Below are 24,344 nucleotides of genomic sequence, written 5' to 3' on the forward strand. Positions count from 1 at the left end.
TCCCGGGGCCGGCCGGTCCGGCCCTCAGGGTATCGGGTTCCCACATTCATCCGCACATGTGCGGATGAATGTGGGAAATGTTCGGATGAAGTTGATAATCAAGGTTTGTTCGGTAAGCGGTTTTGATTGACAGAAGTTTTCATGTTGTGGTATATGACTCGGGTATCATGAGCACGTTATCAATGTATGTACGATGCGCCATGGGCGCGGGGAATAGTTGGGAAGCAGGTTAGCGTGGAAGGCATGGATCAGCAGACAAGGAATGGTCGTTCGGCGAGCGCGGCAGAGGTTGCGGCGCTCGCTGGCGTGAGCCGCCAGACTGTGTCTCGCGTGGTCAACGGTATGCCCAGCGTGACGGAAAAGACGCGCAAGCGTGTGCTGGCCGCCATGGAAGAGCTGGGCTTTCGTCCCAATTTTGCTGGAGCGGCGTTGCGCGGCGGGTCGTATCGTTCTATTGGCCTGTGCATGTACAACATCACACGTGTCGGTAACCTGGCGACGCTCGAGGGTATCATGCAAGCGGCGCGCGAGCACGATTTTGCCGTCACTATGATCGAGATGGGCGGCGACAAGCCCTATGCACTTGCCGATGCCTCGCGCCGCATGGTCGAGCGACCCGTCGACGGCATGATTCTCAACATGAACCGCATGGCTCCCGATTTTGAGGAGTTTGTTCCCCAGCCGGGAGTGCGAACGGTCATCCTGTCCATGTATGCGCATCCGCGCTGCACGACGATCGACTCCGACCAGTATGGTTCGTGCGAGCTGTTGACCAATTATCTGCTGGAACATGGTCACTCGAATATGCGGTTTGTGGCGGGTCCGGAAAACTCGATTTCCTCGCGTTTTCGTGAGGCCGGTTGGCGCGATACGCTGGGTCGTGCTCATGTCGATGCCGCTCCGATGCTGCGTGGCGATTGGAGTGCGGACAGTGGGTACGCCATGGGCGAGCGGATTGCGGCCGAGGTGCTTGCCGGCGGGTCGCAGGCGCCGACTGCCGTGCTTGCGGCAAATGACCAGATGGCGCTGGGCGTTATCGCCGCGCTCGAGAACGCGGGCCTGTCCGTGCCCGACGACGTGAGCGTGGTTGGTATCGACGACGCACTCGAGGGACTTGTTCCTCACAATCGGCTGACGACGCTGCGATTTGATTTGCGCGGTGTCGGTAAGCTTGCGTTTGAGGCGGCGATTGGAGAGAGCTCGTCTATCGAGGCGATTCATGTGCCGAGTACGCTGGTCGAACGCTCGACTGTTAGGGACATACGGGGTTAGGTCCTACTCCGTTTGTCTCGATTTGTAACAGGTAGACGGTCAAAAGCGGGCTACGTGTTACAGATTTAGATTCTTCGGAAAGAGCAATCCTGTTCGTCTCAATCTGTAACAGCTTGGACCCAAAAACTCGGCTAGATGTTACAGATTGAGACAAGCGGCCCCCGAACCGCCCAAAAAAGGCCGGGGGCGGCGCGCCGTGTGACGTGCCACCCCCGGCTGAGAAATGGGGGACAGGTTATGTGGGCGGTGCAACTCCGCCAACCGCTCGTCGCAAGCCGCTAGTCCAGACGACGGGTCTGCGCTACGTGCTTGTACCAGTAGGCGCTTGCCTTGGGCGTGCGCTTCTGGGTTTCAAAGTCAACGTAGAAGAAGCCGTAACGCTTGTTGTAGCCATTGGTCCAGGAGAACTGATCCTGCAGGCTCCACAGGAAGTAGCCGCCCACGTTGACGCCCACCTCCATGGCTTTGAGTAGCCAGCGCAGGTGCTGCTCGATGTAGTCGATGCGCGGCTGGTCGTCCACAAAACCGTCCTTGTAGGGGTCCTTGTAGCCCATGCCGTTCTCGGTGATGAAGATCTGCTTGTAGTTGGGGTAGCGCTGCTTAATGTAGACGAGCAGATCGAACAGGCCCTCGGGATAGATGATCCAGTCCCAGTCGGTGGTGGGGATGCCGGGCTTGTTCACATGCTCGCCAATGCCCTTGACGCGCCAGCGGCCGGTGCCTTTCTCGCCCGTACCGTTGTGGTGCAGGTCGTTCTCGCCGTCGTAGGCCTTCAAGAAGCGGCACTGATAGTTGTTAACGCCCAGGTAGTCGTTGTAGAGCGCTGCCTCGCGCATAATCTCGAGGTCCTCGTCCAAGATCTCGATGGTGCCGCCCGAGACGGCAGCCAGGCGGTTGGCGCACTCGAGGGTGTCGGGCGCGTAGTCGCCGCGGAAGGTGGCGTCGAGCAAGAACTGGTTTTGCAGCACGTGCTCGTTGTTGGCGGCTTTGATGTCGGCGGGGTCGTTCTCGTTGAGCGGATACTTAAACTCCAGCGACTGAATGACGCCGATCTTGCCCTTAAAACCGCCGTTGTGGAAGGCCAGCACTGCCTTGGCGTGGGCGAGCATCATGTTGTGCTCGCACTGGAAGGCCTCGGCAAGATGCGCCTTGACGCCACCGGGGAAGGTGCCCTCGATGTAGGTGTTGGAGGCATCGGCCCAGATCTCGTTAAAGGTGAACCAATAGGTCACCTGGTCGGCGTACTCCTTAAAGCAGAAGGTGGCAAAGTCCACAAAGGCGTCGATGGTCTCACGGTTGAGGAAGTCGCCCTTCTCAAAGAGGGGCAGCGGCGTGTCGAAGTGATGCAGCGTGACAAAGGGCTCAACGTGGTGCTTGTGGCACTCGGCGAAGAGATCGTGGTAGAACTGCACGCCTTGCGCGTTGATCTCGCCGATGCCGTTGGGGAAGATGCGGCTCCAAGCGATGGAGAGGCGAATGCCGTTGATACCGAACTCCTCGCACAGCTTCAAGTCGACGGGGTACTGGTTGTAGAAGTCCGAAGCGGGATCGGGGGAAAAGCGCCCCTGGGCCTCCAGGAAGTCGTCCCAGGCAACCTTGCCCTTACCGTGAGTGCGGGTCTCGCCCTCTACCTGGTAGGCAGCAGTGGCGCCGCCAAAGACAAAGTCCTCGGGAAACTGCGCGGGCGGGTTGGTGACGCTAGCAGGGTTAACGGACATGATGAAATATCCAATCGTCTAAATCGAAGGGCCAGCCGGCTGTTGATGGTCGGCTGGCCCTGAGCGTTACTTACTTCGAAAGCTGCTCGGAGACGAAGGCGAGAGATTTGTCGCCGTTCTGGGAGAGCTCGATGTACTGCTTGCCGCGGCAGGCGACGCACTTGTTGCCCACGCGTTCGCAGTCCTTCTGCAGGTCGGCCAGGTAGCTGGCGGCCTGCGGTGCCAGGACGACCAGGTCAAAGTCGGGGAGCATGTCGACATGGTTGCCATATGCCTCGGCAGCGGTCTCAAGATTGATGCCGCGCTCCTTGGCAGCCTTGGCCAGTGCGTTGGCGAGCAGGCCCGAGGTACCGCCGCCCTGGCAGAGCACGAGCACGCGCTTGCCGTTGAGGTCGCTGGCGGTCGTTGCCTCGGCAGCGGGTGCTGCGGAAGCGGCGGGGGCGGCGTCGGCCTTCACGGCCTCGGCAGCAGCGCCGGCGGCAACGCTCTTGGCATCAGCCTTGCCCTGGAAGGCATCGTTGAGCTTGGCGGCCTTCTCGGCGTTCTTGGCGGCGAGCTCCTCCTGGGAGATCTCGGCCTCCTCGGCGCACTTCTGGGCGTCATAGGCACGGAAGAACGGGTAGTACAGAACGAAGTCGACGACCAGGATAAGGGCGAGCATCACAAAGGCGAGCGGCTGGAAGCCCAGGCCCATGATGGTACCGATGGGGCCGGGGACGGTCCAAGGCAGGGTGTACATAAAGCCGTTCATGCCCAAGAAGTCGATAAAGATCTTGAGGATCCAGATGTTGGCGATCGGGGCAAAGACAAACGGGACAAAGAAGACGGGGTTGAGCACGATGGGCGCGGCGAACAGCAGCGGCTCGTTGACGGCAAAGCAGACCGGGACGATGGCGGCCTTACCGACGGCGCGCATCTCCTGAGACTTTGCCAGGAAGCAGAACATAAAGACCAGGACGAGCGTGGCGCCGGTGCCACCCATGCAGACGACGAAGTACTGGGCACCCTGGGTCAGGACAGCGGAAGCGTGCTGGCCGGCCTGGAACGCAGCCAGGTTGTCGGTCATGTTGGCAACGAGGGCGGCGGCGATGGCGGGCTCGACGATCGAGGGGCCGTGGACGCCGACGAACCAGAAGAGACTCATGGCGCCGTAGATCACAGCGAGGCCGATGTAGCCGTCGGCAGCGGTGAACAGGGGCTGGAACACCTGGATGACGCCCTGGGCAAAGCAGAAGCCAAAAGCAGCGCGGAAGACGATGTCAAAGACCCAAAAGACGGTAATGCAGACGGAGAAGGGGATGATGTCCTTAAAGGTCTGCGAGATGTTGGGCGGAACTTGCTCGGGCATCTTGACGGTGATGTTGCGCTTAATGAAGAACTTGTAGATGATGCCGGTCACAAACGCAGCGATAAAGGCGGTCAGCAGGCCCTTGGAACCAAGGTAGGTGGTGTTGAAGCCGCTGGCGGCGTCCGTGGCGATCGTGTCGCTCGAAAGGAGCAAGAAGCCGATGATGGCCGCGCACATGCACGAGATGAAGTTGATCTGGTTGTTCTTGGGCAGGTCGCGGTTCTGCGCGTCGGCGAAGTGCTTGGCCGTGGTGGCGGCGCAGGCGATAGCCAGGATGCCCATGGAGTAGTTGTAGCACTTCCACAGGGCGTTGTTGATGTCATCGGGCCAGTAGAAACCCCAGATGTTGGGGACCGAGGCTACCAGGCAGAAGATGGACGAGAAGATGATGATGGGGATGACGGAGATAAAGCCGTCGCGAATCGCCTTGAGGTACTTGTTGCGGGCGATCGCGTTGAAAAAGGGCTGGCCCTTTTCGATGATGGCGATAAGTTGCTCCATGCAATGCTCCTAAGAGTCGGTGGGTTAGCAACGATGGTAGCTTTTGGCGTTCGGTTGCCAAAATGTTGACGTTGCCATTTTGCGACACAAAAAAAGACGCGAACCGGTGGTTCCTGTGCCTGCGAACCGTCGATTCCTTATGCGTAAACGTTTGAGCCGCCCGGTGGCTCTGTGTTTGCGCAATGGCAACGTTAACATTTGGGAGCCAAAAGCCGTTTGGGGAAGCAAAAATGTCGGTGAACGGTAGGTTTTGGGTGGTGAGCGTATGGTGGGGGAGGCGTTGGATATACTTGAAGGCGTTAAAAATGACTGCGTAGGGTGCCACCAATGGCATCGTCGACATAGAAAGATCGACCTATGGCCGCTGTTAAAAAATCGGTTTCCGTTAAGGATGTGGCGCGTCTCGCGGGCGTCTCGGAGCAGACAGTCTCGCGTACGGTGCACGATTCGCCCAGCGTGCGCCCCGAGACCAAGGAGCGCGTGCGTGCCGCCATGCGCGAGCTGGGGTATCGCCCCAATTTTGCCGGTCGATCGCTGCGCCGCGGTAAGTTTAAGACCGTCGGCGTCGCCATGTTCAACATTACCGGCACCGGCAACCTCGACCGTATGGAGGGCTTTGCCGCCGCCGCCGACAAACACGGCTACGCCATCACCCTCACTAAAGTAGATGGACACCCCTATACCCTCGAGAGCGCATCGTCGCGTATGAGCGCACTGCCGGTGGACGGTATGGTCGTGATCATGAACCGCATGCCGGCGGACTTTGGCACCTTTGAGCCGCTGCCCGGTATGCAGACGGTGCTCGTTACCATGCTAGAGCACCCGCTGTGCTCGACGGTCGATAACGACCAGTTCGATTGTTCGCGCCAGGTGGTCGAGTACTTGCTGGAGCAGGGGCACAAGACCGTGCACTTTATCTCGTGTCCCGAGCGCTCGCTTTCGGGCATGCGGCGCGAGGAGGGCTGGCGTGAGACATTGCGTGCGCATGGTATTGAGCCGCCGCGACTCGTCCGTGGCGATTGGACGGCACAGAGCGGATATGCCGCCGGCCAGGTGCTTGCGGATGATCCGACCTGCACGGCCATTTATGCCTCCAACGATGCCATGGCCTACGGCTGCATTCGCGGACTCGAGTCGCGCGGAAAGCGCGTGCCCGAGGATGTAAGCGTGGTGGGTGTTGACGACAGCCTGGGCGATATCGTGCCCGATCGGCATCTGACCACGGTGCGCTTTGATAACAAGCGCGTTGGCATGTGGGCGGTCGACAAGATTGCCGGCGCCGAGGACGTCGCACCGGGCGTGGAGCACATGCTGATCCCCGGCGTGCTTGTCGAGGGCGATACGGTGCGCGATTTGCGCTAGGGTGCGGACCTGTTTGAGCTGCTGTCCATTGTGTTCAATATTGTTCGAACTAGTTTAAAAACCGTTCACGGGCGAAAAGCAACCGTTCATAGCTCGAAATTGCGTTTTGCGTTGTTCTCTTTTGTTTGAATGTTAATGTTTCTGTCATACACAACGCAGCGCGTATGCCCGGACGCGATGCTCTCCATTGGTTCATATGTGAAAGGAACGCAATATGGCAACCAAAGAAGAAATCTCGATGGTTGGATTCGAGATCGTCGCATACGCGGGTGACGCCCAGACCGATCTGCTTGCAGCGCTCGATGCTGCTCGCGAGGGTGATTTTGAGAAGGCCGAACAGCTGCACAAGGATGCGAGCGATGCACTCATTGGCGCCCACGACACGCAGACCAAGCTGCTTTCGCAGGAGGCCGGCGGCGGCGAGATGGAGATGACCTTCATCATGGCCCACGCTCAGGACACCCTCATGACCACCATGATCCTGGAGAAGCAGGCCCGCTTTACCATCGATGCCTACAAGCGCATTGCCGAGCTCGAGGCCAAGCTCGCCTAACGAACTCTCACAACCAAGTCCCCTTCCAAAAGCCCTGCCCCACGGCAGGGTTTTTTCTGTTCTCCTCCAAGTTGCGGTGAAATAGGGACTGAATAGGGGCTAGCAGGCATAAAACAGTCCCTATTTCACCGCAACTTATTGGGTGCTGTTGGACATTTTGCTTCGTGGGTATACTTCCATCCGCAATACAGGCCGGAATGAGGAGGTATCCAAATGCCGGACAACGGATCGATTCAAAAGAGAGACGCGGGCGAGATGACTCACGGGCGCCCCGTCCAAATTACCGAGCATACGACGGTGGCCGAACTGCAGCCCAGCCTGTCCGATGTCGTGTGCGCAAATAAAAAACTGCAGATTGGCTTCATCGTTGCGCTCGTGGTACTGGCGCTACTGTCGGGCTTTGTAGCTCGTCCGCATTTTGCCGATACCAAGACTTGGGACTCCACCATCGAGGTCATCGATCAAAAGAAGGGCAACGTGTTGGCGCTCACGACCTCGTGCGTCGCCCTATCTGCGGGCATCACTGCGCTGCCGGGCGATACGGGAACGCCGGTCGCCGAACAACTCGCACAGCTTTCGGGAAACTTGGGCATCGTACTTGCCGTGCTCTATCTCGAGAAATACCTGCTAACCATTTTGTGGTCGGTTGGTCTGGGTATCCTGATTCCGTTTGCGCTGGTGCTCTTTGCAGCGTCGCTTGGCATTCACGGGCGCTGGAGCACGAGCGCCGTCCTGCGCCGCGTGGCGACTCGCGTGCTGGTGGTCGCCATGATCGGCATGGCGTTGGTGCCCGCGAGCGTGTGGGTGTCGCAAAAGGTCGACGAGACGTACCAGGTGAGTATCGAGCAGGCCGAGCAAAAGGCGACAAGCGCGGCTGATGCGAGCTCGTCAAAGAGTGAAAAGAAATCCAAAGTCAAAACGGACAAAAACGTGCTTGAGCAGCTGACCGAAGGCGCCTCGAGTCTACTGACTTCGGTGACCGATAGCGCCAAGTCGATGACCGACGAGGTTGTGCAGCAGGTGACCGATCTGATCGAAGGCGTCATCGTGATGATTGTGACCTCGTGCGTGATTCCGCTGCTGGTGCTTGCTGCATTCCTGTGGCTTGGGCACGTACTGCTGGGGATCGATATCTCCGGCCCGACGAACTATCTGACGGGTCGCTTTTTGAGTGCTCCGTCCAAGCACGCCAAGAAGAGTGGACAGACTGAGTAGCCGCAGAGCTCTCGTGGCGCATATATAAGTCAGCTGAATAGGCGGTCGAGGCGCATCTCGGCCGCCTTTTGTGTGCTTGGTTCATGGCGATCCGAAACTAACTACGCCCAAACGGTTGACTATCATCCGCGAACGGTAATTGTTCAAAAAAGAACAAAGATAAACAAATAGTTGTTGCAGTTGCTGTTCGAATGTGTTCAAATAAACATGAACAGTGAAGAACCGCACATTCAGATGCCCGGACCTGAACGCGATTCAACACTTCCAAACAGAAACTACGCACCTGCGTATCTCTCAAGGAGGATGTCATGAGGGTTGTAATCGCTTCCGATGCCGACGGTATGTCGATGAAGGAGTCCATCAAGGAGATGCTCATCGCCGACGGTCACGAGGTCGTCGACTATTCCGAGACCCCTGCCGCGGACTTTGTCGATTCCGCGACCGCCGTTGCCAAGGACCTGCTGGAGCACAAGGATTCCCAGGGCTTCGCCTTCGATAAGTACGGCGTCGGCTCCTATATGGCTGCCGTCAAGATCAAGGGCATGGTCGTCGCTAACATTTCCGACGAGCGCTCCGCCTACATGACCCGCGAGCACAACGGCTCGCGCATGGTCACCATGGGCCCGGGCGTTGTGGGCACCGAGGTCGCCAAGAAGATCGCCCGCGAGTTCCTGCGTGCACAGTACGCCGGCGGCCGTCACCAGATCCGTGTCGACATGCTCAACAAGATGGCCTAACGAGAGCCACCGAGAACTCGAACTTCTACCTCAACTTGTGAATTCAGACGAAAGGACGTTCTGATGAAGAAGACCATCGCAATCGGTTGCGACCATATCGTTACGGACGAGAAGATCTATCTGGCCGACCGCCTGGAGCAGGCTGGCTACAAGGTGCTCGACTGCGGCACCTACAGTCACACCCGTACGCACTATCCCATCTACGGTAAGGCCGTGGGCGAGGCTGTTGCCAGCGGCAAGGCCGACTTTGGCGTGGCCCTGTGCGGTACCGGCATCGGCATCACCAACGCCGTCAACAAGGTTCCCGGCGCCCGCTGCGCCCTGGTCCGCGACATGACCTCTGCCCTGTATGCCCGTCGCGAGCTCAATGCCAACATCGTGGGCTTTGGCGGCAAGATCACCGGCGAGTTCCTGATGGCCGATATCATGCTTGCCTTCCTGGAGGAGCCCTACGAGAAGACCCCCGAGCACGATGCCCTGATCGCCAAGATCGATGCCTGCAATAAGGCCGACGCCGAGGCTCAGGCTGACCCGCACTTCTTTGACGAGTTCCTGGAGAAGTGGGACCGCGGCGAATACCACGACTAAGGAGGTTACGCGGTTTTACCAAACCGCGTAACGGGTCGACGCTGCGCGCCGCCCAGGCACCCCATCTCGCCGCTCAAACCGTCGCTCGCGTACATGAAGTACGCGTCGCTCCTCTTTCGCGGCGACCTGGGGCACCTGAGCGCCGCTCGCTGACGTTTGAGTGACCTGTGAGATCTCCCCTGTTGTTGCGAAGCTTTCTGGTTCAGTAAGCTGCTCCGATAACACGTTTGCCTGCTGAGCTTGTGTGCTTCGTTTTGGCGGTACCCGGCATTCTGCAGCTTTTCAATTGACGGCTCGCGTTTCTGTGAGGGGGCGCGAGCCGGTTTTCTATCAGCCCATTGACTCGGCGGGCTGGCATAAGAAAGGGAAGGCTCCTATGGAGTTTGTTCTTGATAACGGTTCTATCCGCGTGGCGCTGAGCACCGCGGGCGGATCGTTTACTTCTATTGCGGCTCATGGCCGTGAGTATCTATGGCAGGGCGACCCGGCGGTGTGGTCGGGTCAGGCGCCCATTTGCTTCCCTATCTGCGGAGGTCTTCGTGACGGTCGCGCAATGACCATGGGCGGCCGCGAGGTCAAGCTTGCCCGTCACGGCTTTGCTCGCAAACAGGAGTGGAAGCTCGAGGAGCGGGGCGACAACATGGTCGCGCTGAGCCTAAGCTCTGCCGACCATGCCGAGTTGCTCGAGCAGTACCCGTATCCGTTTAAGATCGTTGCTCGTTACACGATCGATGCGGAGAAGGTGGCCGTGTCGTACGAGGTGACCAATGAGGGCACCGAGGACATGCCGTTCTTTGTGGGCGGTCACCCTGGCTTTAAGTGCCCGCTTGACGAAGGCGAGTCCTATGACGACTACGAGCTCCGTTTTGAGCAGCGCGAGGCCGCCGAGCTCTGTACTGCCGTTCCCTCGACGGGCCTGATTGATGTTGAGCATCGCAGCAAGAACCCGATGGCTGGCCATGACCTGCCGCTGACCCACGAACTCTTCGACTTCGCGGAGACCATCTTTGATGTGCTCGAGAGCCACGTGGTTACGCTGACCAAGAAAACCGAGGACAAGGGCGTGCGCCTGACGTTCCCCGATATGCCGTACCTGATTGTGTGGAGCAAGCCCGAGGGCGACTTTGTGGCTGTTGAACCGTGGGGTGGTCTGTCCACCTGCTCCGACGAGGACGATATTCTGGAGCACAAGCGTGGCTGCCTGGTTGCCAAGCCGGGGGAGACCGTCACCCGCGGCTTTGAGATCGAGATCCTTTAACGAGCTATCGTATGTTTGGGGCCGCGCGTGTCGTGCCCCGGAAGCAGGAGTTCAATATGATTCTGACCGTTACCATGAACCCGTCGATTGATACGCGCTATCAGCTCGACAAGTTGATCATCGACGACGTGAACCGTGTGACGCCCGAAAAGACCGCTGGCGGCAAGGGCCTCAACGTGAGCCGTGTGCTGCTGCAGCTGGGCGACGACGTGCTCGCGACCGGTCTGCTCGGCGGCCACATGGGCGCCTATATGGCCGAGCTTATGGATGCTGATGGCGTCAAGAACGACTTTGTGCCCATTGCCGGCGAGACGCGCATCTGCCTGAATATTCTGCACGAGGGTAATCAGACCGAGCTGTTAGAGAGCGGCCCGCAGATTGCCCCGGCCGAGCTCGAGGCCTTTACGGCCAAGTTCGCCGAGCTTGCAGCGAAGGCGGACGTTGTGACGCTTTCGGGCTCGCTGCCGCGTGGCGTCGATGCCGGCTACTATGCCGAGCTCGTCAAGATCGCCGAGGAGGCGGGCGCCAAGGTGTTGCTCGACACCTCGGGTGCATCGCTGGAGGCCGCGCTGGAGTCCGACGCTAAGCCTGAGCTCGTAAAGCCCAACCTGACCGAGATTAACGGCCTGCTGGGTACGTCCTTTACGACCGATGATGTCGATGCCCTACGCGAGGCGCTTGCCGCCGATGGCCGCTTTGCCGGTATCCCCTGGGTTGTCGTTTCGATGGGCGCTGCCGGTTCGGTGGGCTTCCATGAGGGTCGCGCGTTCCGCGCCAAGACGCCCGCGATTGCGGCTGTGAACGCGACGGGTTCCGGCGACTCGACCATCGCCGGCTTTGCGCATGCTATTGCTGCCAGCGCCGACGATATCACCGTACTTAAGACTGCCAATACCTGCGGCAAGCTCAACGCCATGGATCCCAAGACCGGTCACCTGGTCATGGATCGCTGGGACGAGGTCTACAACAGTGTTGTCGTGACTGAACTGTAGGGTTACGCGGTTTTACCAAACCGCGTAACGGGCCGACGCTGCGCGGGCCGCATTTGGACAATCTGACGTTCAACTTCAAGGGCGCGACCGGAAGGTCAGCGCCCTTTCGTTTCACGTCACCTTGTCTCAAATGCGGCCCGCTCGCTGCCGTTGCCAAAACATCGGCGTTGCCTTGCTTCGGGAATGCGGCAGATAGAGACGTTCCTTTTTGCCGGCAGTTTGGGACACTCCTTACGGGGCACCCCCTCCACAGCGCCTATGCCAGCTTGTCGATTTGCCCAATCTCCCAGAGCGGAATATTGACGAGCGTGCCTTCGTCTCTATATGCCGCTAACGATGTTCTCACGCAGCGCTCGAGCTTGAACTTCTCGCAGGCAATCCTCAGGCTCTTTGCTTTGAGATTCTCTGCCGCCTTGACCTCGAGCGGAAGCACGGTCCCCGCATGGTCGACGGCAAAGTCAGTCTCTGCATTGCCGGAGGAGGATGACCAATACGCGGGAGTATTGCCTTGGAGCAAAAGCTCCTGTGCGACGTATTGCTCGGTCAGCGAGCCTTTGAACTCCGTAAAAACAGCGGGCCCGTTCAGAACAATGGCTGGCGTGAGGCCGGAGAGTGCTCCGAGGATGCCGGTGTCGATGCAGAACAGCTTGAAGCCCGAGAGATCCTCGTAGCTTGTGAGCGGTGCTCTTAGGGCGGAAACACGTGGTACCTTATGAACGATTCCATAGTCCATGAGCCACTGGAGGCTTTCCTCAAAATCGCGTGCGCGCGCCCCGGGACGAAGCGCGCCGTAGACGAACTTCTTGTTTTCCTTTGCGAGCTGGCCGGGAAGGGATTTCCAAACCAGCCTCATGCGCTCGACGATGCGGGCTGGCGCATGCTTGCCAAAATCGGATTCATGAGCTTCGATGATTTGCTGCTGAAGCCTGCGGGCCTCGATGAAATCGTGGGAGGCGGCGAAAGCGGAGACAACTTCTGGCATGCCTCCGACAACGAGGTATTCCTTGAGCAGGCGCTCGAGCTTTTCGGAAACGTTTGCCAGCAGGTCCATGTCTGCGGCAAGGATGGCATCTGCGAGCGGATCGCCATCGACGGCACGAACGAACTCGACAAACCCCATGGGGCGCATGGTGAGCTGGTCGATCTTGCCGACGGGGAACGACTCGTTTTCGCGTCGGAGCGCGAGCCCCATATAGGAGCCGGCTGCCACGATATGGTATTCCGGCGCCAGCTCGTTGAAGTATTTGAGCGAGGTGATGCCACGCGGTGCCTCTTGGATTTCGTCGAAGATGATGAGCGTGTCTGTCGGCGTTATGGTCTGGCCGCGCAGGAGCTCTATCTGGGAGATGATGCGTTTGGGGTCAAGGCTTCCGTCGAACAGCGAACGTGCGCCCGGTTCGAGCATAAAGTCAAAGCGGATGACGTTTTGATACTGCTGGCCTGCGAATTCGTTAAGAAGCCAGGTTTTTCCCGTCTGGCGGGCCCCCTTAAGCAGGAGGGGCTTGCGGTTTGCCCTAGATTTCCAAGCGATGAGTTCGTCCATTAGCTGTCGCTGCATACTGCCCCCTAACGATCATGGTTAGTATAAGACCGTCTTGGTCTTTCCATCGAAAAATGTGGGAGTAAACCACGTTTTTCCATCGAATAATGTGTGAGGCAACCACGTTTTTCCATCGAATAATGTGGGAGTTTAGGTCGGCACCTGGGGACGTTCCTTCTCTGCCGGCAGTTTGGAACACTCCTTGTTTTGGTGCAAATTAGCTACCCTTGCATCAGAAAACGGCGCCCGTCGGCGATGTTGCCGGCGGGCGCCGTGGTCGTGTAGGCGCTATTTGTTAAGTGCGTGCGTTCGAGCTCGCGTGCTACAGCGAGTCAATAAAGCGCTGCTGGGCGGCGCGTCCTGCCTCGTCCCATTTAAAGGCGCCGGCGTTGTCGAGCACGTGGCCAAACACCACGCCCACCTCCTCGTGCAGGATATCGATGGCGTTGTCGGTCGTAAGTTCATCGGCGCGGCGTGCAAAGACATCCTCGGCCCATGCGGCGTGGCTGCGGCAAAGGTCGTCGCCCTCGAGTGCGGCGCCAAGGTCGTAGCTGGCATCGACCTTGGCGGCCAGCAGGTGCTCGCGGACGGCGCCGAGCTCGGGAACCAGGCGTGGCGGCAAAATGGCCAGGCCCATGACCTCGATCAGGCCGATGTTCTCCTTCTTAATGTGGTGGTACTCGGCATGCGGGTGGAATACGCCCAGCGGATGCTCGTCAGTCGTGATGTTGCAGCGAAGCGCCAGGTAGGCCTCGTAGATTTCGCCGCCGGCATTGCCGCGGGAGTCGACGCGGCGGATGACGGGCGTCACGGTGTTGTGCGCCACGCCATCGGCTGTGTGCGCGACGACGCCAACCGACTCATCGGTCCACTCGCGCCAGGCAAGGATAATCTTCTCGGCAGCGTCGAGCAGCTGGGCGCGGTCATGCGAGCGCAGGCGCAGCACCGAGAGCGGCCACTGCAGCACGGTACCGCTGACCTGGTCAAAGCCGGGCACGCTAAACTGCGAGACCTCAGCGGCGTGCATCATGGGGAACTCGTGTGCGCCGCCCTGGAAGTGGTCGTGCGACAAGATCGAGCCGCCCACGATGGGCAGGTCGGCGTTGGAGCCAATAAAGTAGTGCGGGAACAGGTCGACAAAGTCGAGCAGGCAGGTCAGGCCCTTGCGGTCGACGTGCATCGGGCGATGCTTGGAGCTCATGGCAATGCAGTGCTCGTTAAAGTACGCGTACGGGCTGTACTGGAAGCCCCAGCGCTCGCCGTCGAGCTCAATGGGGATAACGCGCAGATTCTGGCGGGCGGGGTGAGCGCCGCCGTCGGCTGCGGCGGAGCGTCCGGGGTAGCCCTCGTTTTCGATGCAGAGCTGGCAGGCGGGATACTTCTCGCCCGTGTTCTTGGCTACACCTGCCGCGGCGATATCGCGCGGGTCCTTCTCAGGCTTGGACAGGTTGATAGTGATCTCAAGATCGCCCCAGTTGGTGGGGGTGCTCCATTTGATGTTGCGCGCGATGGCGGCACGGCGCACGTAGCCGGCGTCGCAGCACAGGCCGTAGAACCAGTCGGTTGCGGCGCGGGGCTCGTTGACGCCCATACGTCCGTTGAACTCTTCGTTTACAACCGAAGGCCTCGGCGTGAGCACGCCCATGATTCGCATGGCGATGCGGTCGCGGCCCGATGCTGTGTCCTCGGCGGCACCGTTGGCAACGGCGGTCTCGGAAAGCGCGGCAAGCGTGCCTTCAAGGTCAAAGTCGGGCAGGGTATCGGGGTGCAAGAGCGAGAGTTTCTCAACCTGGAGCGCCCAGGCCATATCGAGCGCGGGCCCCGTAGCGCTGATGCACTCCAAAATGGTGTTGTATGCCCAGATGCGGTCGTCCTGGCCGATCATCGATCGGTGGATGGCGTACTCGATCAGGTTCTGTGCGGCCTCGCGCACATCAGTCATTACAGCCATGCCGCGTAAGCCCCCTTGTCAGAGATGGCGTAGTGACGGGCAGAACCCTCGCCCAGCCAGCCGTTCATCTTGGCAATGAAGGTGTCGACCAGGTCGAGCGGCACGAAGGCCTGGATGGTGCCACCAAAGCCGCCACCGTGGATACGGACGGCGCCGCGGCCGTCGAGCACGTGCTCGGCCAGCGCCAGGGCATACATGGAAGGCTGCTCGGAACCCAGCTTGGCAACAACATTCTGCAGGTACATGGCAGAGCTGGCGCCGGACTCGCGCGTCAGGACCAGGAACTGGTCGATGTCGCCGGCGTTCAGAGCTGCCCAGCGCTTGTCGACCAGGCCGTTCTCGTACCAGTAGTGAACGGCGCGCAGGCAGGCACGGTCGCCCAGCTTGGCACGCAGCTCGGGGAGCTTGGCGTCAAAGTCGGCAACGTCGACCTCGCACAGGCGTGCCTTGCCAAACTCGGCGGCGACGTCCTGCATCTCGCGCGGAACGGCGGCGTAGTCGTCGGTGGCGGCCACGTGGTCGGTGCCCACTTTAACGAGCACAAGCGCATAACCGTGATCCTCAAAGTTGAGCTCGAGCTTCTGGGTCTTAGGCTGAGCCTGGTCCTCAAAGTCCATGTAGGCGAGGCCACCCAGGCACACGGCGGCCTGGTCCATCAGACCGCAGGGCTTGCCGTAGTAGTTGTTCTCGGTGCGCTGGCTCATCTGCGCGAGCGCGACGGGCTCAATGGCGGGCGCGCCCCAGAGCGTCTCCATGGCGCGGCCGTATGCGGCCTCGACGGCAGCGGAGCTGGAAAGGCCGCCGCCCGAGGGGACGGAGCAGGTGAAGGCGAAGTCGAAGCCGTGGGGCTCAACGCCAAGGGCTGCAATCTCGTGCGCCATGCCGCGGACGAGGCTTGCGGACGTGCCCTTCTCGGACTCCTGAACATCCAGCGTGTCGAGCGTGATCTCAAACGTAGGATAGCCCTCGTCGGCGACGCGAATCTTGTTGGAGTCGGTTGCCACGGCGATACCGTCGACAGCGACATCGAGCGAGCCGGCGATAACGTGACCGCCTTCGTGATCGGTGTGATTACCACTGATCTCGGAACGCCCGGGCGCGTGCACGTAGAGCACCTGGCGGTCGCCGATGGGGCCAAACTCCTCCTCAAATAGCTTGGTGAGCGTGGCGAATGTCTTTTCGTCGGGGGTGGTCATGGGAGTCCTTTCCTTGGCGCGCACGGGTGGGTTTTGCGTCGTTATGAGTACGTTAACAACTTGAAGCGGCATGAACCAAGTGTTCACGATACCGCACGTTACGGGCTATGTTAACGTACTCATAACACAACGCTTGTCACTTTTTGAGAATCTGGTAATCGGTAGAAATTCAGCCGTGAACGGTACTGCCGTATGGACTTATAGAGCAGAAGAGATGCAGATAGAAAAAGTAGAGTACGTTAACATGCGTCCGACGATAGCGGGCCTCGGCGCGGGATGTATTACTGCCCGGGCCGGCATTCACGCTATTCAGATCTCGCAAGGGTGAAGGTGATCCTGTGGCAAGGCGCCCGTCCAACGATACAGGTACGCGTCCGGTCTCCATGGCCGACGTCGCCCGCGCTGCTGGCGTTTCGCAGCAGACGGTTTCGCGCGTCGCCAACGGCTTGCCCAACGTTAACGAGCAGACGCGCCAGCGCGTGCAGGCCGCTATGCAAGAGCTCGGCTTTCGTCCGAGTTATGCTGGTCGCTCGCTGCGCGACGGCCGTTACCATTCGGTCGGCCTGTGCGTCAACGATGTCACCAAGTTTGGCAACCTCTCAATGATCGATGGCATCGCCAGCGCTGCTCGCGAGCATAATTGCGCCATCACGCTGGTCGAGATGTCCAAGACCGAGGAATTCTCGCTTGCCGAGGCCACGCGTCGTATGGCCGCATTGCCGGTGGACGGCATCATCATCGGTATGAGTCGCATGGCGCCCGATTTTGAGACGTTCGATCCACTGCCGGGCATTGGCACGGTCATCGTTACCATGTATGCGCACCCGCGGGTGACCACGGTCGATTCCGACCATTACGGCTGCTCGCTGTTGCTTATGGATCACCTGTTTGAGCTGGGGCACGAGCAGATTCGTTATATTGGCGGCCCGTCGTTCTCGGTCGACGAACAATTTCGCCGCGCCGGTTGGCAGGATGCGCTCGGGCGTAAACACATCGAGCCGGCAGAGCCGCTCGAGGGCGACTGGTCTGCCAACAGCGGCTACGAGGCCGGCAGGTACCTGGCCGAGCACGACCGCACCATGACGGCGATCTATGCGGCAAACGATCAGATGGCAAATGGCGCGATTGCCGCGCTGCGCGATAGCGGTCTGCGCGTGCCCGAGGACGTAAGCGTGGTGGGCGTCGACGATTCGCTCGATGATTTTGTCGCACACAACGAGCTCACGACCGTGCGATTCGATCTACATCAGCGCGGACGCGAGGTGTTTGAGCATGCGGTTCCCGAGGCGGGTACGGCGGGCAAAACCGTTGCCATTCGTATTCCCGGCCAACTCATCATTCGACATAGCACGGCGATACCGCGCGCATAGTTTGTGCAGGTAAACGGCGGTATATTCCGCCTCAAAAACAATCGGTAAGGATGCTGACAGATAGCCGTGGCTATGAAGGCGAGTGCTATGATAGACGGGTTCTTTTGTCTATCTAGGAGGCTTTGCCTGATGGAGATCACCAAGGATATCCGCTACATCGGTGTCGACGATCACGACATTGACCTGTTCGAGGGCCAGTACGACGTGTCCGAGAACGGCATGGCATACAACAGCTATGTTATCTTGGGCGATAAAATCGCTGTCGCCGATTCGGTTGACGCTGGCTTTGTCGACGAATGGCTCGGCAACCTCGAGGCCGCGCTCGATGGACGTACGCCCGACTACCTGGTTATCCATCACATGGAGCCCGATCACTCTGCTGGCATCGCCGCCTTTATGGAGCGCTACCCCCAGGCACAGATAGTGGCCAGCATGGGCGCCTTCCGCATGATGGTCAACTACTTTGGCACCGACTACCCCGAGCGCAAGATGGTCGTCAAAGAGGGCGATGTGCTCGACCTGGGCGGCCACAGCCTGACCTTTATCGGCGCCCCCAACGTTCACTGGCCCGAGGTGATCTTCTCCTACGAGTCCACCGACAAGGTGCTCTTTAGTGCCGACGGCTTTGGCAAGTTTGGCGCCAACGACATCGAGGATCCGGAAGGGTGGGCTTGTGAGGCTCGCCGCTACTACTTTGGCATCGTCGGTAAGTTCGGCAAGTTCGTGCAGGCCGTCCTCAAGAAGGCCGCCGATCTGGATATCCAGATCATCTGTCCGCTCCACGGCCCCGTACTGACCGAGAACCTGGGCTATTACCTCGACACCTATAACACCTGGTCGAGCTACCAGCCCGAGGACAAGGGCATCACGATTGCCTATGCGAGCGTGTACGGCCATCTGAAGGCTGCCGTCGAGGAGCTCGCCGCAGCGCTTGAGGCTCGCGGCCAGAAGGTCTCCGTCTTTGACTTGGCTCGCGACGACATGGCCGAGGCCGTTGAGGATGCGTTCCGCTACGACCGTCTGGTGCTCGCCTCCATCACCTATCAGGGCGAGATCTTCCCGTGCATGAGCACCTTCATCCATACGCTCGCCGAGCACGCCTACCAGAACCGTACGGTGGCGCTCGTCGAGGCCGGCTCTTGGGCGCCTGCAGCTGCCAAGGTTATGACCAAGGAGCTCGAGGGCATGAAGGACATCACCCTGACGCAGAACAAGGTGACTGTGCTGGGCTCGCTCAACGACGCCTCGCGCGCCCAAATCGAGGCCCTCGCCGACGAGCTGTCCAAGTAGCGATATATCGCTTTTAACGCTCAAACCACCACGAAGGGGACAGGCACCTTTGTGGTGGTTTTTGTTTAAGCGCCGGCGATGACGAGGGCTGGACGTGAGCTGTCAGTGGCCTCGGCGATCGAGGTGGCGACGGCATGGTCGGGGTCACGGTCCATCACGATGGAGTCGACATCGGCAAGCTCGGCAAAGCGGTACATGCCGCGTCCGTTAACCTTGCTGGCGTCCATGAGGGCGACGCTTTGATGGGCCGCGGCGATCATAGCCGTTTTGGTCTCGGCCATCTGGGGAAAGTCGGTCGTAAAGCCGCAGCTGGGGACAAAGGCGCCGGGGCACATGACGGCCAGATCGGCATGGACCATTTGGAGTGCCTGCATAGTGAGCGGTCCGTACAAATAACGATGGCCTTTGCGCAGCGCCCCGCCCAGCATGACGACATCGACCGAGGGCATGCTCTCGTCGATGTAATCGGCAATGGTAATGTCGGCCGTGATGACGGTGATGCCGTTGCGCTGGTCGAGGAGCCGGACAAACTCGAGTGCCGTGGTGCCCGAGTCGACGAGCAGCGTGTCGCCGTCATTGACGAGCTCGATGGCGCTTTGCGCGATGGCTTGCTTGGCGGCGACGTTGACATTGATGCGGCGATCCTGCGTGGAGACGGTCAGGCGTTTGTGGAGTGAGACGGCACCGCCGTGCGTGCGGCGCAGCTTGCCTGCTTCGGCGAGCGCGTCCAGGTCGGCGCGGGCGGTGACGGAGGACACGCCAAAGGTCTGGGCGATTTCTGCTACCTGCACCGAGGCATTATGATCGAGCATTTCCATAATGGCGGTACGGCGTTCGTCGGCAAAAGCGCGGTTGGTGGCTTGGGCCATGCTTGCTCCATTCTCGGCTAAATTTGCAGGAATTGTGTTGACTCTATTTTCGTTCATTTTCTTTTTGGGTAAGAAAACACCTTTCGATTACTTATCTTTTCTATAAAAGAAAGACGCTGAACGCCCAAAATTCAATATCGAACATGTTCACTCGGCTCAAATTTCTTCCGTTTGCTTTTCAAAAATGACTGTATTGACCTGCATGGGCTCAATATCTCGCACGTGCAAAGCTGCTGAATTTCATACAATGAGCGCAGCAAAACGCAAGGTAAAACGCCTTGTGAACAACTACGCCCGATGTCCAGATGCGGGCGAGGGAGAGGAGCAAACGCTCATGGCACTTGTTACCACCGAAAAGATGCTCAAGGACGCTCAGGCCGGCCACTACGCTGTTGGCGCTTTCAACGTCGAGAACCTCGAGTTTGTTATGGCCGTTCTGGCCGCTGCCGAGGAGACCAAGTCCCCCGTCATCATGCAGACCACCCCGGGCACCATCAAGACCGCTGGTCTGGACTACTTCTACGGCATGGTCAAGGCTGCCGCCGAGCGCGCTTCCGTGCCCGTCGCCCTGCACCTCGATCACGGCGATGGCTATGACCGCTGCATGCAGGCTTTCCGCACGGGCTACACCTCTGTCATGATCGACGGCTCGCACGAGTCCTTCGAGGACAACATCGCCCTGACCAAGTCCGTCGCCGATGCTGGCCGCGCCATGGGCGTGCCCGTCGAGGCCGAGCTCGGCAAGGTTGGCGGCAAGGAGGACGACGGTCCCGCGGTTGAGGGCGAGAGCCCCTACACCGATCCTGCCGAGGCCAAGGAGTTCGTCGAGCGCACTGGCTGCACCTCGCTGGCCATTGGCGTTGGCACCAGCCACGGTGTGTATACGAGCGATCCGCACATTGAGCAGTCCGTGGTTAAGGCCATCCGCGACGCCGTCGACGTGCCGCTGGTTCTGCACGGCACCTCCGGTGTGCCCGATGAGCAGGTCGCCGAGGCTGTGAAGAACGGCATCTGCAAGGTCAACTACGCCACCGAGCTGCGTCAGGCCTACACCAAGGGCTTCATGGCCTACATGGCCGAGAACCCCGCCTGCTTCGACCCCAAGAAGCCGGCCAAGGAGGGCATGCGTGAGATCACCGAGCTGGTTAAGATCCGCATGACCAACCTCAACTCTGTGGGCAAAGCAGAGTAACAGCAAGGGTACTCTGATCCCACCGGGCCGTCCGGAAACGGAAAAGGGCCTATCTCTCAGAACGTCCTCGGACATGTCGGAAGCCCCGCCGCGCGCTACGCGCTGCGGGGCTTCCTCCGTGTGGAATGTTCTGAGAGATAGGCCCTTTTCCGTTTCCGGACGGCCCTGCTCAATCGCCCTTGTGGCGTTAGGGCGGAAAATTTGGGTTGCGCGGGTTATTTGGTAGTTAGGGTTAATAGGTCGTTGGGGGTTTTGAGGTTGTAGGTGGCGTTTGGGATATCTTGGTGTGATCCCCATGCTGCTCGGGCAAAACTGACCCCTGCCGAAGTTGCGCATTGTTCGTCGTAGACGGTGTCGCCAACGTAGACGACGTTGCCAGGATTCGCGCCCGTACGCCGGAGATATTCGAGCATGGGAGCGGGTGCGGGTTTATGTTCGGTTGTGTCTTCGACAAGGATGATGTGCTCAAAATACTTATCGAAGCCAAGGGGTGCAATTTCTTCTGCGTATTCGTCGCGCGCACGTGAGGAGACGATGCCAAGTTTGCAGCCGCTATCGGCGAGTGTTGTGATGACTTCAAGCAAACCTGGAAACACGCTGATGGTGCTTTTAAAGCTGGCGGCAACTTGGCACCAGCGATCCAACGTTGCCTGCGAGTAGATTCCAAGTTTCTCAAGGGCATCCTTGCCGGGTATGCCGAGGGCAAATTCAAGCTCGTGTCGGGGGAGCGTTTTGCCGGTCTCTTCTTGGACAATCTGGACAAGCGATGATAGAACGCTTTCTTCTGTATCTGCCAATGTCCCATCAACGTCAAATACGATATGTTCAAAGTGCTTCATATGATTGCTCCTCTCTGTTGTTTGCCTGCAAGTTTGATGCGGTGACAGAAGAAAGGCTAGCGGGATTTCTGCCTGGTGCTATCGAGATTCTGCCTCGCTGCTCGATAGCTCGAAGGAGTGCACCCCATTTGTTCTTTAAATACCTGGCCAAGATGGCTTGCTGTTATAAATCCGCATTGGCGCGCGACTGTCTGTACCGTTCGCGTGGTGTGTGCCAAAAGTTCGCAAGCACGGTTTATGCGGTATGCGCGTAGATATGCCGCCGGGGTCGTTCCTGCACAAGTTTCGATAATGCGGTAACACTCTCTTTCGCTTACGCCGGCTGCAGATGCCATCTGGGGCACATCTATAGCGGCTGCATAGTTTGCGCGGATAAAGTCCAGGATTGCCTTGAACTGTACGTCGCGGCTGGTCATCCAAGAGGCGCCGTCGGAGGAAAAGAGCGGTTCGGCCTTGGCGTAAATCTGAATCCAGAGCTCTGACAAGTTATTCCGAAGCGCCATCTCGTTCTGCGGCCGTTGAAGGTCGTGGTTAAAGGAACTCTTTAGCAAATCGATAAAGGGCATATCGTCGGGGTTGGTGAGCGACCATTTGAGCACATCGACGCCTCGACATTGCAGCAAAGGATTGATATAGCGCTTTTGGAGACGTCCCGCGGGATCGCCGAGCATCGACGGCTGAAAGATATGCAGCATTTGAATGGCTGGCGCCGAATTGGGTGATTGCAGCGTGCTGTGCAAAACGCCGCCGTTGATAAAGCCGGCGGATCCTTCCTCAAAGCGTACGTGCTCATGAGCCGCGCGCGTTCGATAGTCAATCGCTCCCTGCTCCATGTAGAAAAGCTCAACTTCGGAATGCCAGTGCCAGGGGACGGAATTGCCCGGATAGCGAGCGAATTCTGCGCGTTCGGCAATATAGGGCCAGTCTTCGGCGGTCTCGGGAAACGCTTCCTCGCGTCCTCCGCGGTGCAATTCTATGTGATCCATGTTTCGCATGGCATCAGTATAAAGCGCGATGGGCTTAGATTGCTCTTGCCTGTTCGGGGAACGCCTTGTCTAGGGATGCTTGGAGCTTATCGAAGGATGCTCGCAAGTTGTGGCTCTGATCGGTTGAGCGTTTGGGTTTTTGGGTTGGGGAGTCGAGGAGGCTGTTTCTCTGTGTCGGGGGGAAGGAGAAAAGGTTTGCATGATTTAGGGATAGCTGCTGTGTTGCGTCATTGGAAGAATGCATGCTTATGCGGCCTCCTCGATGTCCACCAAAAGGTTGCGCACGGGGTGTGCTGCTAGGTCCCGTGCGTTGGCAGTATTATGCCGCGGCTGCTGCAAAGAAGCGCTAAAGAAAGGCTTAACCTGGTTTGGTGTTACGATGAAACCGCAGGTCAAGGCTATTGAGTAACACTCTTGAAAGGTTTTGAGCTTAAGGGCTTTCTAAGGTTTGTGACGTGGATGTGGCGTGGACGTGCGGAGCGTGTGAATGCTCGCTGTTAGCGCTGCGGCTCTGCGGCGCGCACCTGCTCGATGACCTTTTCCATCGTGGCGTCGATGCAGTCTTTTTTGAGCTCGCATTCCCAGATGGTTATGGGCGTCCAGCCCATTTCGGTAAGCGCTGCCACGGCGGCGCGGTCGCGCTCGACGTTGCGGCGGAACTTCGCCTCCCAAAACTCAACGTTGCGCTTGGGCTGACTGGGATTGCATTTGGGGCAACGGTGCCAAAAGCAGCCGTTGACGAAGATGGCGATCTTGCGTCCGGGGAAGGCGATGTCGGGCTTGCCGGGGACTTTCCATTCTAGGCGATAGCCCGTAAGGCCAGCGGCGCGCAGGCGCTGGCGAACGAGCAGCTCGGGCTTGGTGTTGGTACGCTTGTTGCCCTTCATGGACTTTTTGATGGCGGCACGACGGCGCACTAGCTCGCGCTCGTCAGCGGAGAGGTCCGAGGTGTCGATGCCGTCGAGCAGGCCGGGCTTGGGGCGCTTTCTGCTGCGGCGCTTAGGTGCGCGCTTGGGTTTTGCGGCGGGTTCGTCGGCTATGTTGGGCGCGGCGTCATCGGCGGCGCTTGCCTCAAGCCGGTCTTCCTTTAGCTCAATCAGCGCATCGATTAGCCCCTTGTCGGCGGGCATCCACTCAACGGTGGCGAGAGACGTGCGTGGAATCCAGCGGATATCAAGCTGGCGGTCGTGTTTCTGGGGCTCGCCGGATTCATCGGCCAGCGAGCAATAATAGCACTCCATGGAGAGATGGAAATCGGGGTAGTCATACTCAACGGTATAGAAATCGCGCAGGTTGGTGACTTTTACCTGCAGTTCTTCCATGAGCTCGCGGCGCACGGCGTCTTCGGGTGTCTCGCCGCGCATGAGCTTGCCGCCCGGAAACTCCCAAAGTCCCTGCATGTCGCCATAGCCGCGCTGCACGGCAAGCAGCTCGTCAGATCCTTCCTTGCGAATGATCCCAGCGGCAACATGAACGGTCTTCAACAGGAGTCCTCTCTCAACATCAACACGTGGCAGGGTAGCTAATTTGGGACGGGGCTATTTTGACTACCCCCATACGGCAGCTG

General features: G+C 59.2%; 20 protein-coding genes. 11 read left to right on the forward strand and 9 right to left on the reverse strand.

Features of this window, described 5'->3' with window-relative positions; translation table 11 throughout:
* The first annotated feature begins 243 nt into the window (after window positions 1-243).
* The gene (locus I1969_RS06215; RefSeq protein WP_229028304.1) at window positions 244-1,272 is read left to right on the forward strand and encodes a LacI family DNA-binding transcriptional regulator; all 1,029 of its coding nucleotides are present in this window, start codon (window positions 244-246) and stop codon (window positions 1,270-1,272) included.
* Between the two features lie 278 nt (window positions 1,273-1,550).
* Here I1969_RS06215 and lacG read toward each other — a convergent pair whose 3' ends face one another.
* Window positions 1,551-2,990: a 6-phospho-beta-galactosidase gene (lacG, locus tag I1969_RS06220; protein WP_195233913.1), complete on the reverse strand. Its 1,440-nt coding sequence runs from the start codon at window positions 2,988-2,990 to the stop codon at window positions 1,551-1,553.
* Between the two features lie 70 nt (window positions 2,991-3,060).
* Window positions 3,061-4,839 (reverse strand): lactose/cellobiose PTS transporter subunit IIB, encoded by a 1,779-nt coding sequence (locus tag I1969_RS06225; RefSeq protein ID WP_195233915.1) that lies wholly within the window; start codon window positions 4,837-4,839, stop codon window positions 3,061-3,063.
* A 357-nt stretch (window positions 4,840-5,196) separates the two neighbouring features.
* Between I1969_RS06225 and I1969_RS06230 the strand changes: the two genes are divergently transcribed.
* From I1969_RS06230 to I1969_RS06260, 7 genes are all read left to right on the forward strand, one after another.
* Window positions 5,197-6,201, forward strand: coding sequence for a LacI family DNA-binding transcriptional regulator (locus tag I1969_RS06230; RefSeq protein ID WP_195233917.1), 1,005 nt, complete (start codon window positions 5,197-5,199; stop codon window positions 6,199-6,201).
* A gap of 214 nt (window positions 6,202-6,415) precedes the next feature.
* Complete coding sequence (locus I1969_RS06235) at window positions 6,416-6,754, forward strand: PTS lactose/cellobiose transporter subunit IIA (protein ID WP_055252615.1); 339 nt, start codon at window positions 6,416-6,418, stop codon at window positions 6,752-6,754.
* A gap of 213 nt (window positions 6,755-6,967) precedes the next feature.
* The gene (locus I1969_RS06240) at window positions 6,968-7,969 is read left to right on the forward strand and encodes a hypothetical protein (RefSeq protein ID WP_195233919.1); all 1,002 of its coding nucleotides are present in this window, start codon (window positions 6,968-6,970) and stop codon (window positions 7,967-7,969) included.
* Window positions 7,970-8,277: 308 nt separating this feature from the next.
* Window positions 8,278-8,706, forward strand: a complete 429-nt coding sequence (gene lacA, locus I1969_RS06245) for a galactose-6-phosphate isomerase subunit LacA (RefSeq protein ID WP_006234830.1) — start codon at window positions 8,278-8,280, stop codon at window positions 8,704-8,706.
* A 63-nt stretch (window positions 8,707-8,769) separates the two neighbouring features.
* Window positions 8,770-9,294 (forward strand): galactose-6-phosphate isomerase subunit LacB, encoded by a 525-nt coding sequence (lacB, locus tag I1969_RS06250; protein WP_006234831.1) that lies wholly within the window; start codon window positions 8,770-8,772, stop codon window positions 9,292-9,294.
* 376 nt (window positions 9,295-9,670) lie between these two features.
* A complete protein-coding gene (locus I1969_RS06255) occupies window positions 9,671-10,552 on the forward strand; it encodes an aldose 1-epimerase family protein (protein WP_195233921.1) in 882 nt (293 codons plus the stop codon).
* 56 nt (window positions 10,553-10,608) lie between these two features.
* Entirely contained in the window at window positions 10,609-11,544 is a 936-nt protein-coding gene (locus I1969_RS06260) for a hexose kinase (protein WP_195233923.1), read from the forward strand.
* A 256-nt stretch (window positions 11,545-11,800) separates the two neighbouring features.
* On the opposite strand, the gene I1969_RS06265 is transcribed toward I1969_RS06260, so the two are convergent.
* The 3 genes from I1969_RS06265 to I1969_RS06275 form a co-directional block, all read right to left on the reverse strand.
* A complete protein-coding gene (locus I1969_RS06265) occupies window positions 11,801-13,102 on the reverse strand; it encodes an ATP-binding protein (RefSeq protein ID WP_195233925.1) in 1,302 nt (433 codons plus the stop codon).
* Between the two features lie 304 nt (window positions 13,103-13,406).
* Window positions 13,407-15,035 carry a UDP-glucose--hexose-1-phosphate uridylyltransferase gene (locus I1969_RS06270; protein WP_195233927.1) on the reverse strand — a complete coding sequence of 543 codons (1,629 nt, stop codon included), beginning with the start codon at window positions 15,033-15,035 and terminating at the stop codon, window positions 13,407-13,409.
* A complete protein-coding gene (locus tag I1969_RS06275) occupies window positions 15,026-16,231 on the reverse strand; it encodes a galactokinase (RefSeq protein ID WP_195233929.1) in 1,206 nt (401 codons plus the stop codon). Before I1969_RS06275 ends, I1969_RS06270 begins: the two co-directional genes overlap by 10 nt.
* Window positions 16,232-16,614: 383 nt before the next feature.
* Between I1969_RS06275 and I1969_RS06280 the strand changes: the two genes are divergently transcribed.
* Both I1969_RS06280 and I1969_RS06285 read left to right on the forward strand, forming a co-directional pair.
* A complete protein-coding gene (locus tag I1969_RS06280) occupies window positions 16,615-17,601 on the forward strand; it encodes a LacI family DNA-binding transcriptional regulator (RefSeq protein ID WP_195233988.1) in 987 nt (328 codons plus the stop codon).
* 129 nt (window positions 17,602-17,730) lie between these two features.
* Window positions 17,731-18,891 carry an FprA family A-type flavoprotein gene (locus tag I1969_RS06285; RefSeq protein WP_195233931.1) on the forward strand — a complete coding sequence of 387 codons (1,161 nt, stop codon included), beginning with the start codon at window positions 17,731-17,733 and terminating at the stop codon, window positions 18,889-18,891.
* 65 nt (window positions 18,892-18,956) lie between these two features.
* On the opposite strand, the gene I1969_RS06290 is transcribed toward I1969_RS06285, so the two are convergent.
* Window positions 18,957-19,760 (reverse strand): DeoR/GlpR family DNA-binding transcription regulator, encoded by an 804-nt coding sequence (locus tag I1969_RS06290; RefSeq protein WP_195233933.1) that lies wholly within the window; start codon window positions 19,758-19,760, stop codon window positions 18,957-18,959.
* Between the two features lie 334 nt (window positions 19,761-20,094).
* On the opposite strand from I1969_RS06290, the gene I1969_RS06295 reads away from it, so the two are divergent.
* Window positions 20,095-20,952, forward strand: coding sequence for a class II fructose-bisphosphate aldolase (locus tag I1969_RS06295; protein WP_022095149.1), 858 nt, complete (start codon window positions 20,095-20,097; stop codon window positions 20,950-20,952).
* A 215-nt stretch (window positions 20,953-21,167) separates the two neighbouring features.
* Here I1969_RS06295 and I1969_RS06300 read toward each other — a convergent pair whose 3' ends face one another.
* From I1969_RS06300 to vsr, 3 genes are all read right to left on the reverse strand, one after another.
* On the reverse strand, window positions 21,168-21,791 hold the full coding sequence (locus I1969_RS06300; protein ID WP_195233935.1) for an HAD family hydrolase: 624 nt from the start codon (window positions 21,789-21,791) through the stop codon (window positions 21,168-21,170).
* A 56-nt stretch (window positions 21,792-21,847) separates the two neighbouring features.
* Complete coding sequence (locus tag I1969_RS06305) at window positions 21,848-22,777, reverse strand: AraC family transcriptional regulator (RefSeq protein ID WP_195233937.1); 930 nt, start codon at window positions 22,775-22,777, stop codon at window positions 21,848-21,850.
* 497 nt (window positions 22,778-23,274) lie between these two features.
* Entirely contained in the window at window positions 23,275-24,261 is a 987-nt protein-coding gene (gene vsr / locus I1969_RS11055) for a DNA mismatch endonuclease Vsr (protein ID WP_229028300.1), read from the reverse strand.
* Between the last annotated feature and the right edge of the window lie 83 nt (window positions 24,262-24,344).

The organism is Collinsella aerofaciens, assembly GCF_015548375.1.
GTDB lineage: Bacteria > Actinomycetota > Coriobacteriia > Coriobacteriales > Coriobacteriaceae > Collinsella > Collinsella aerofaciens_AB.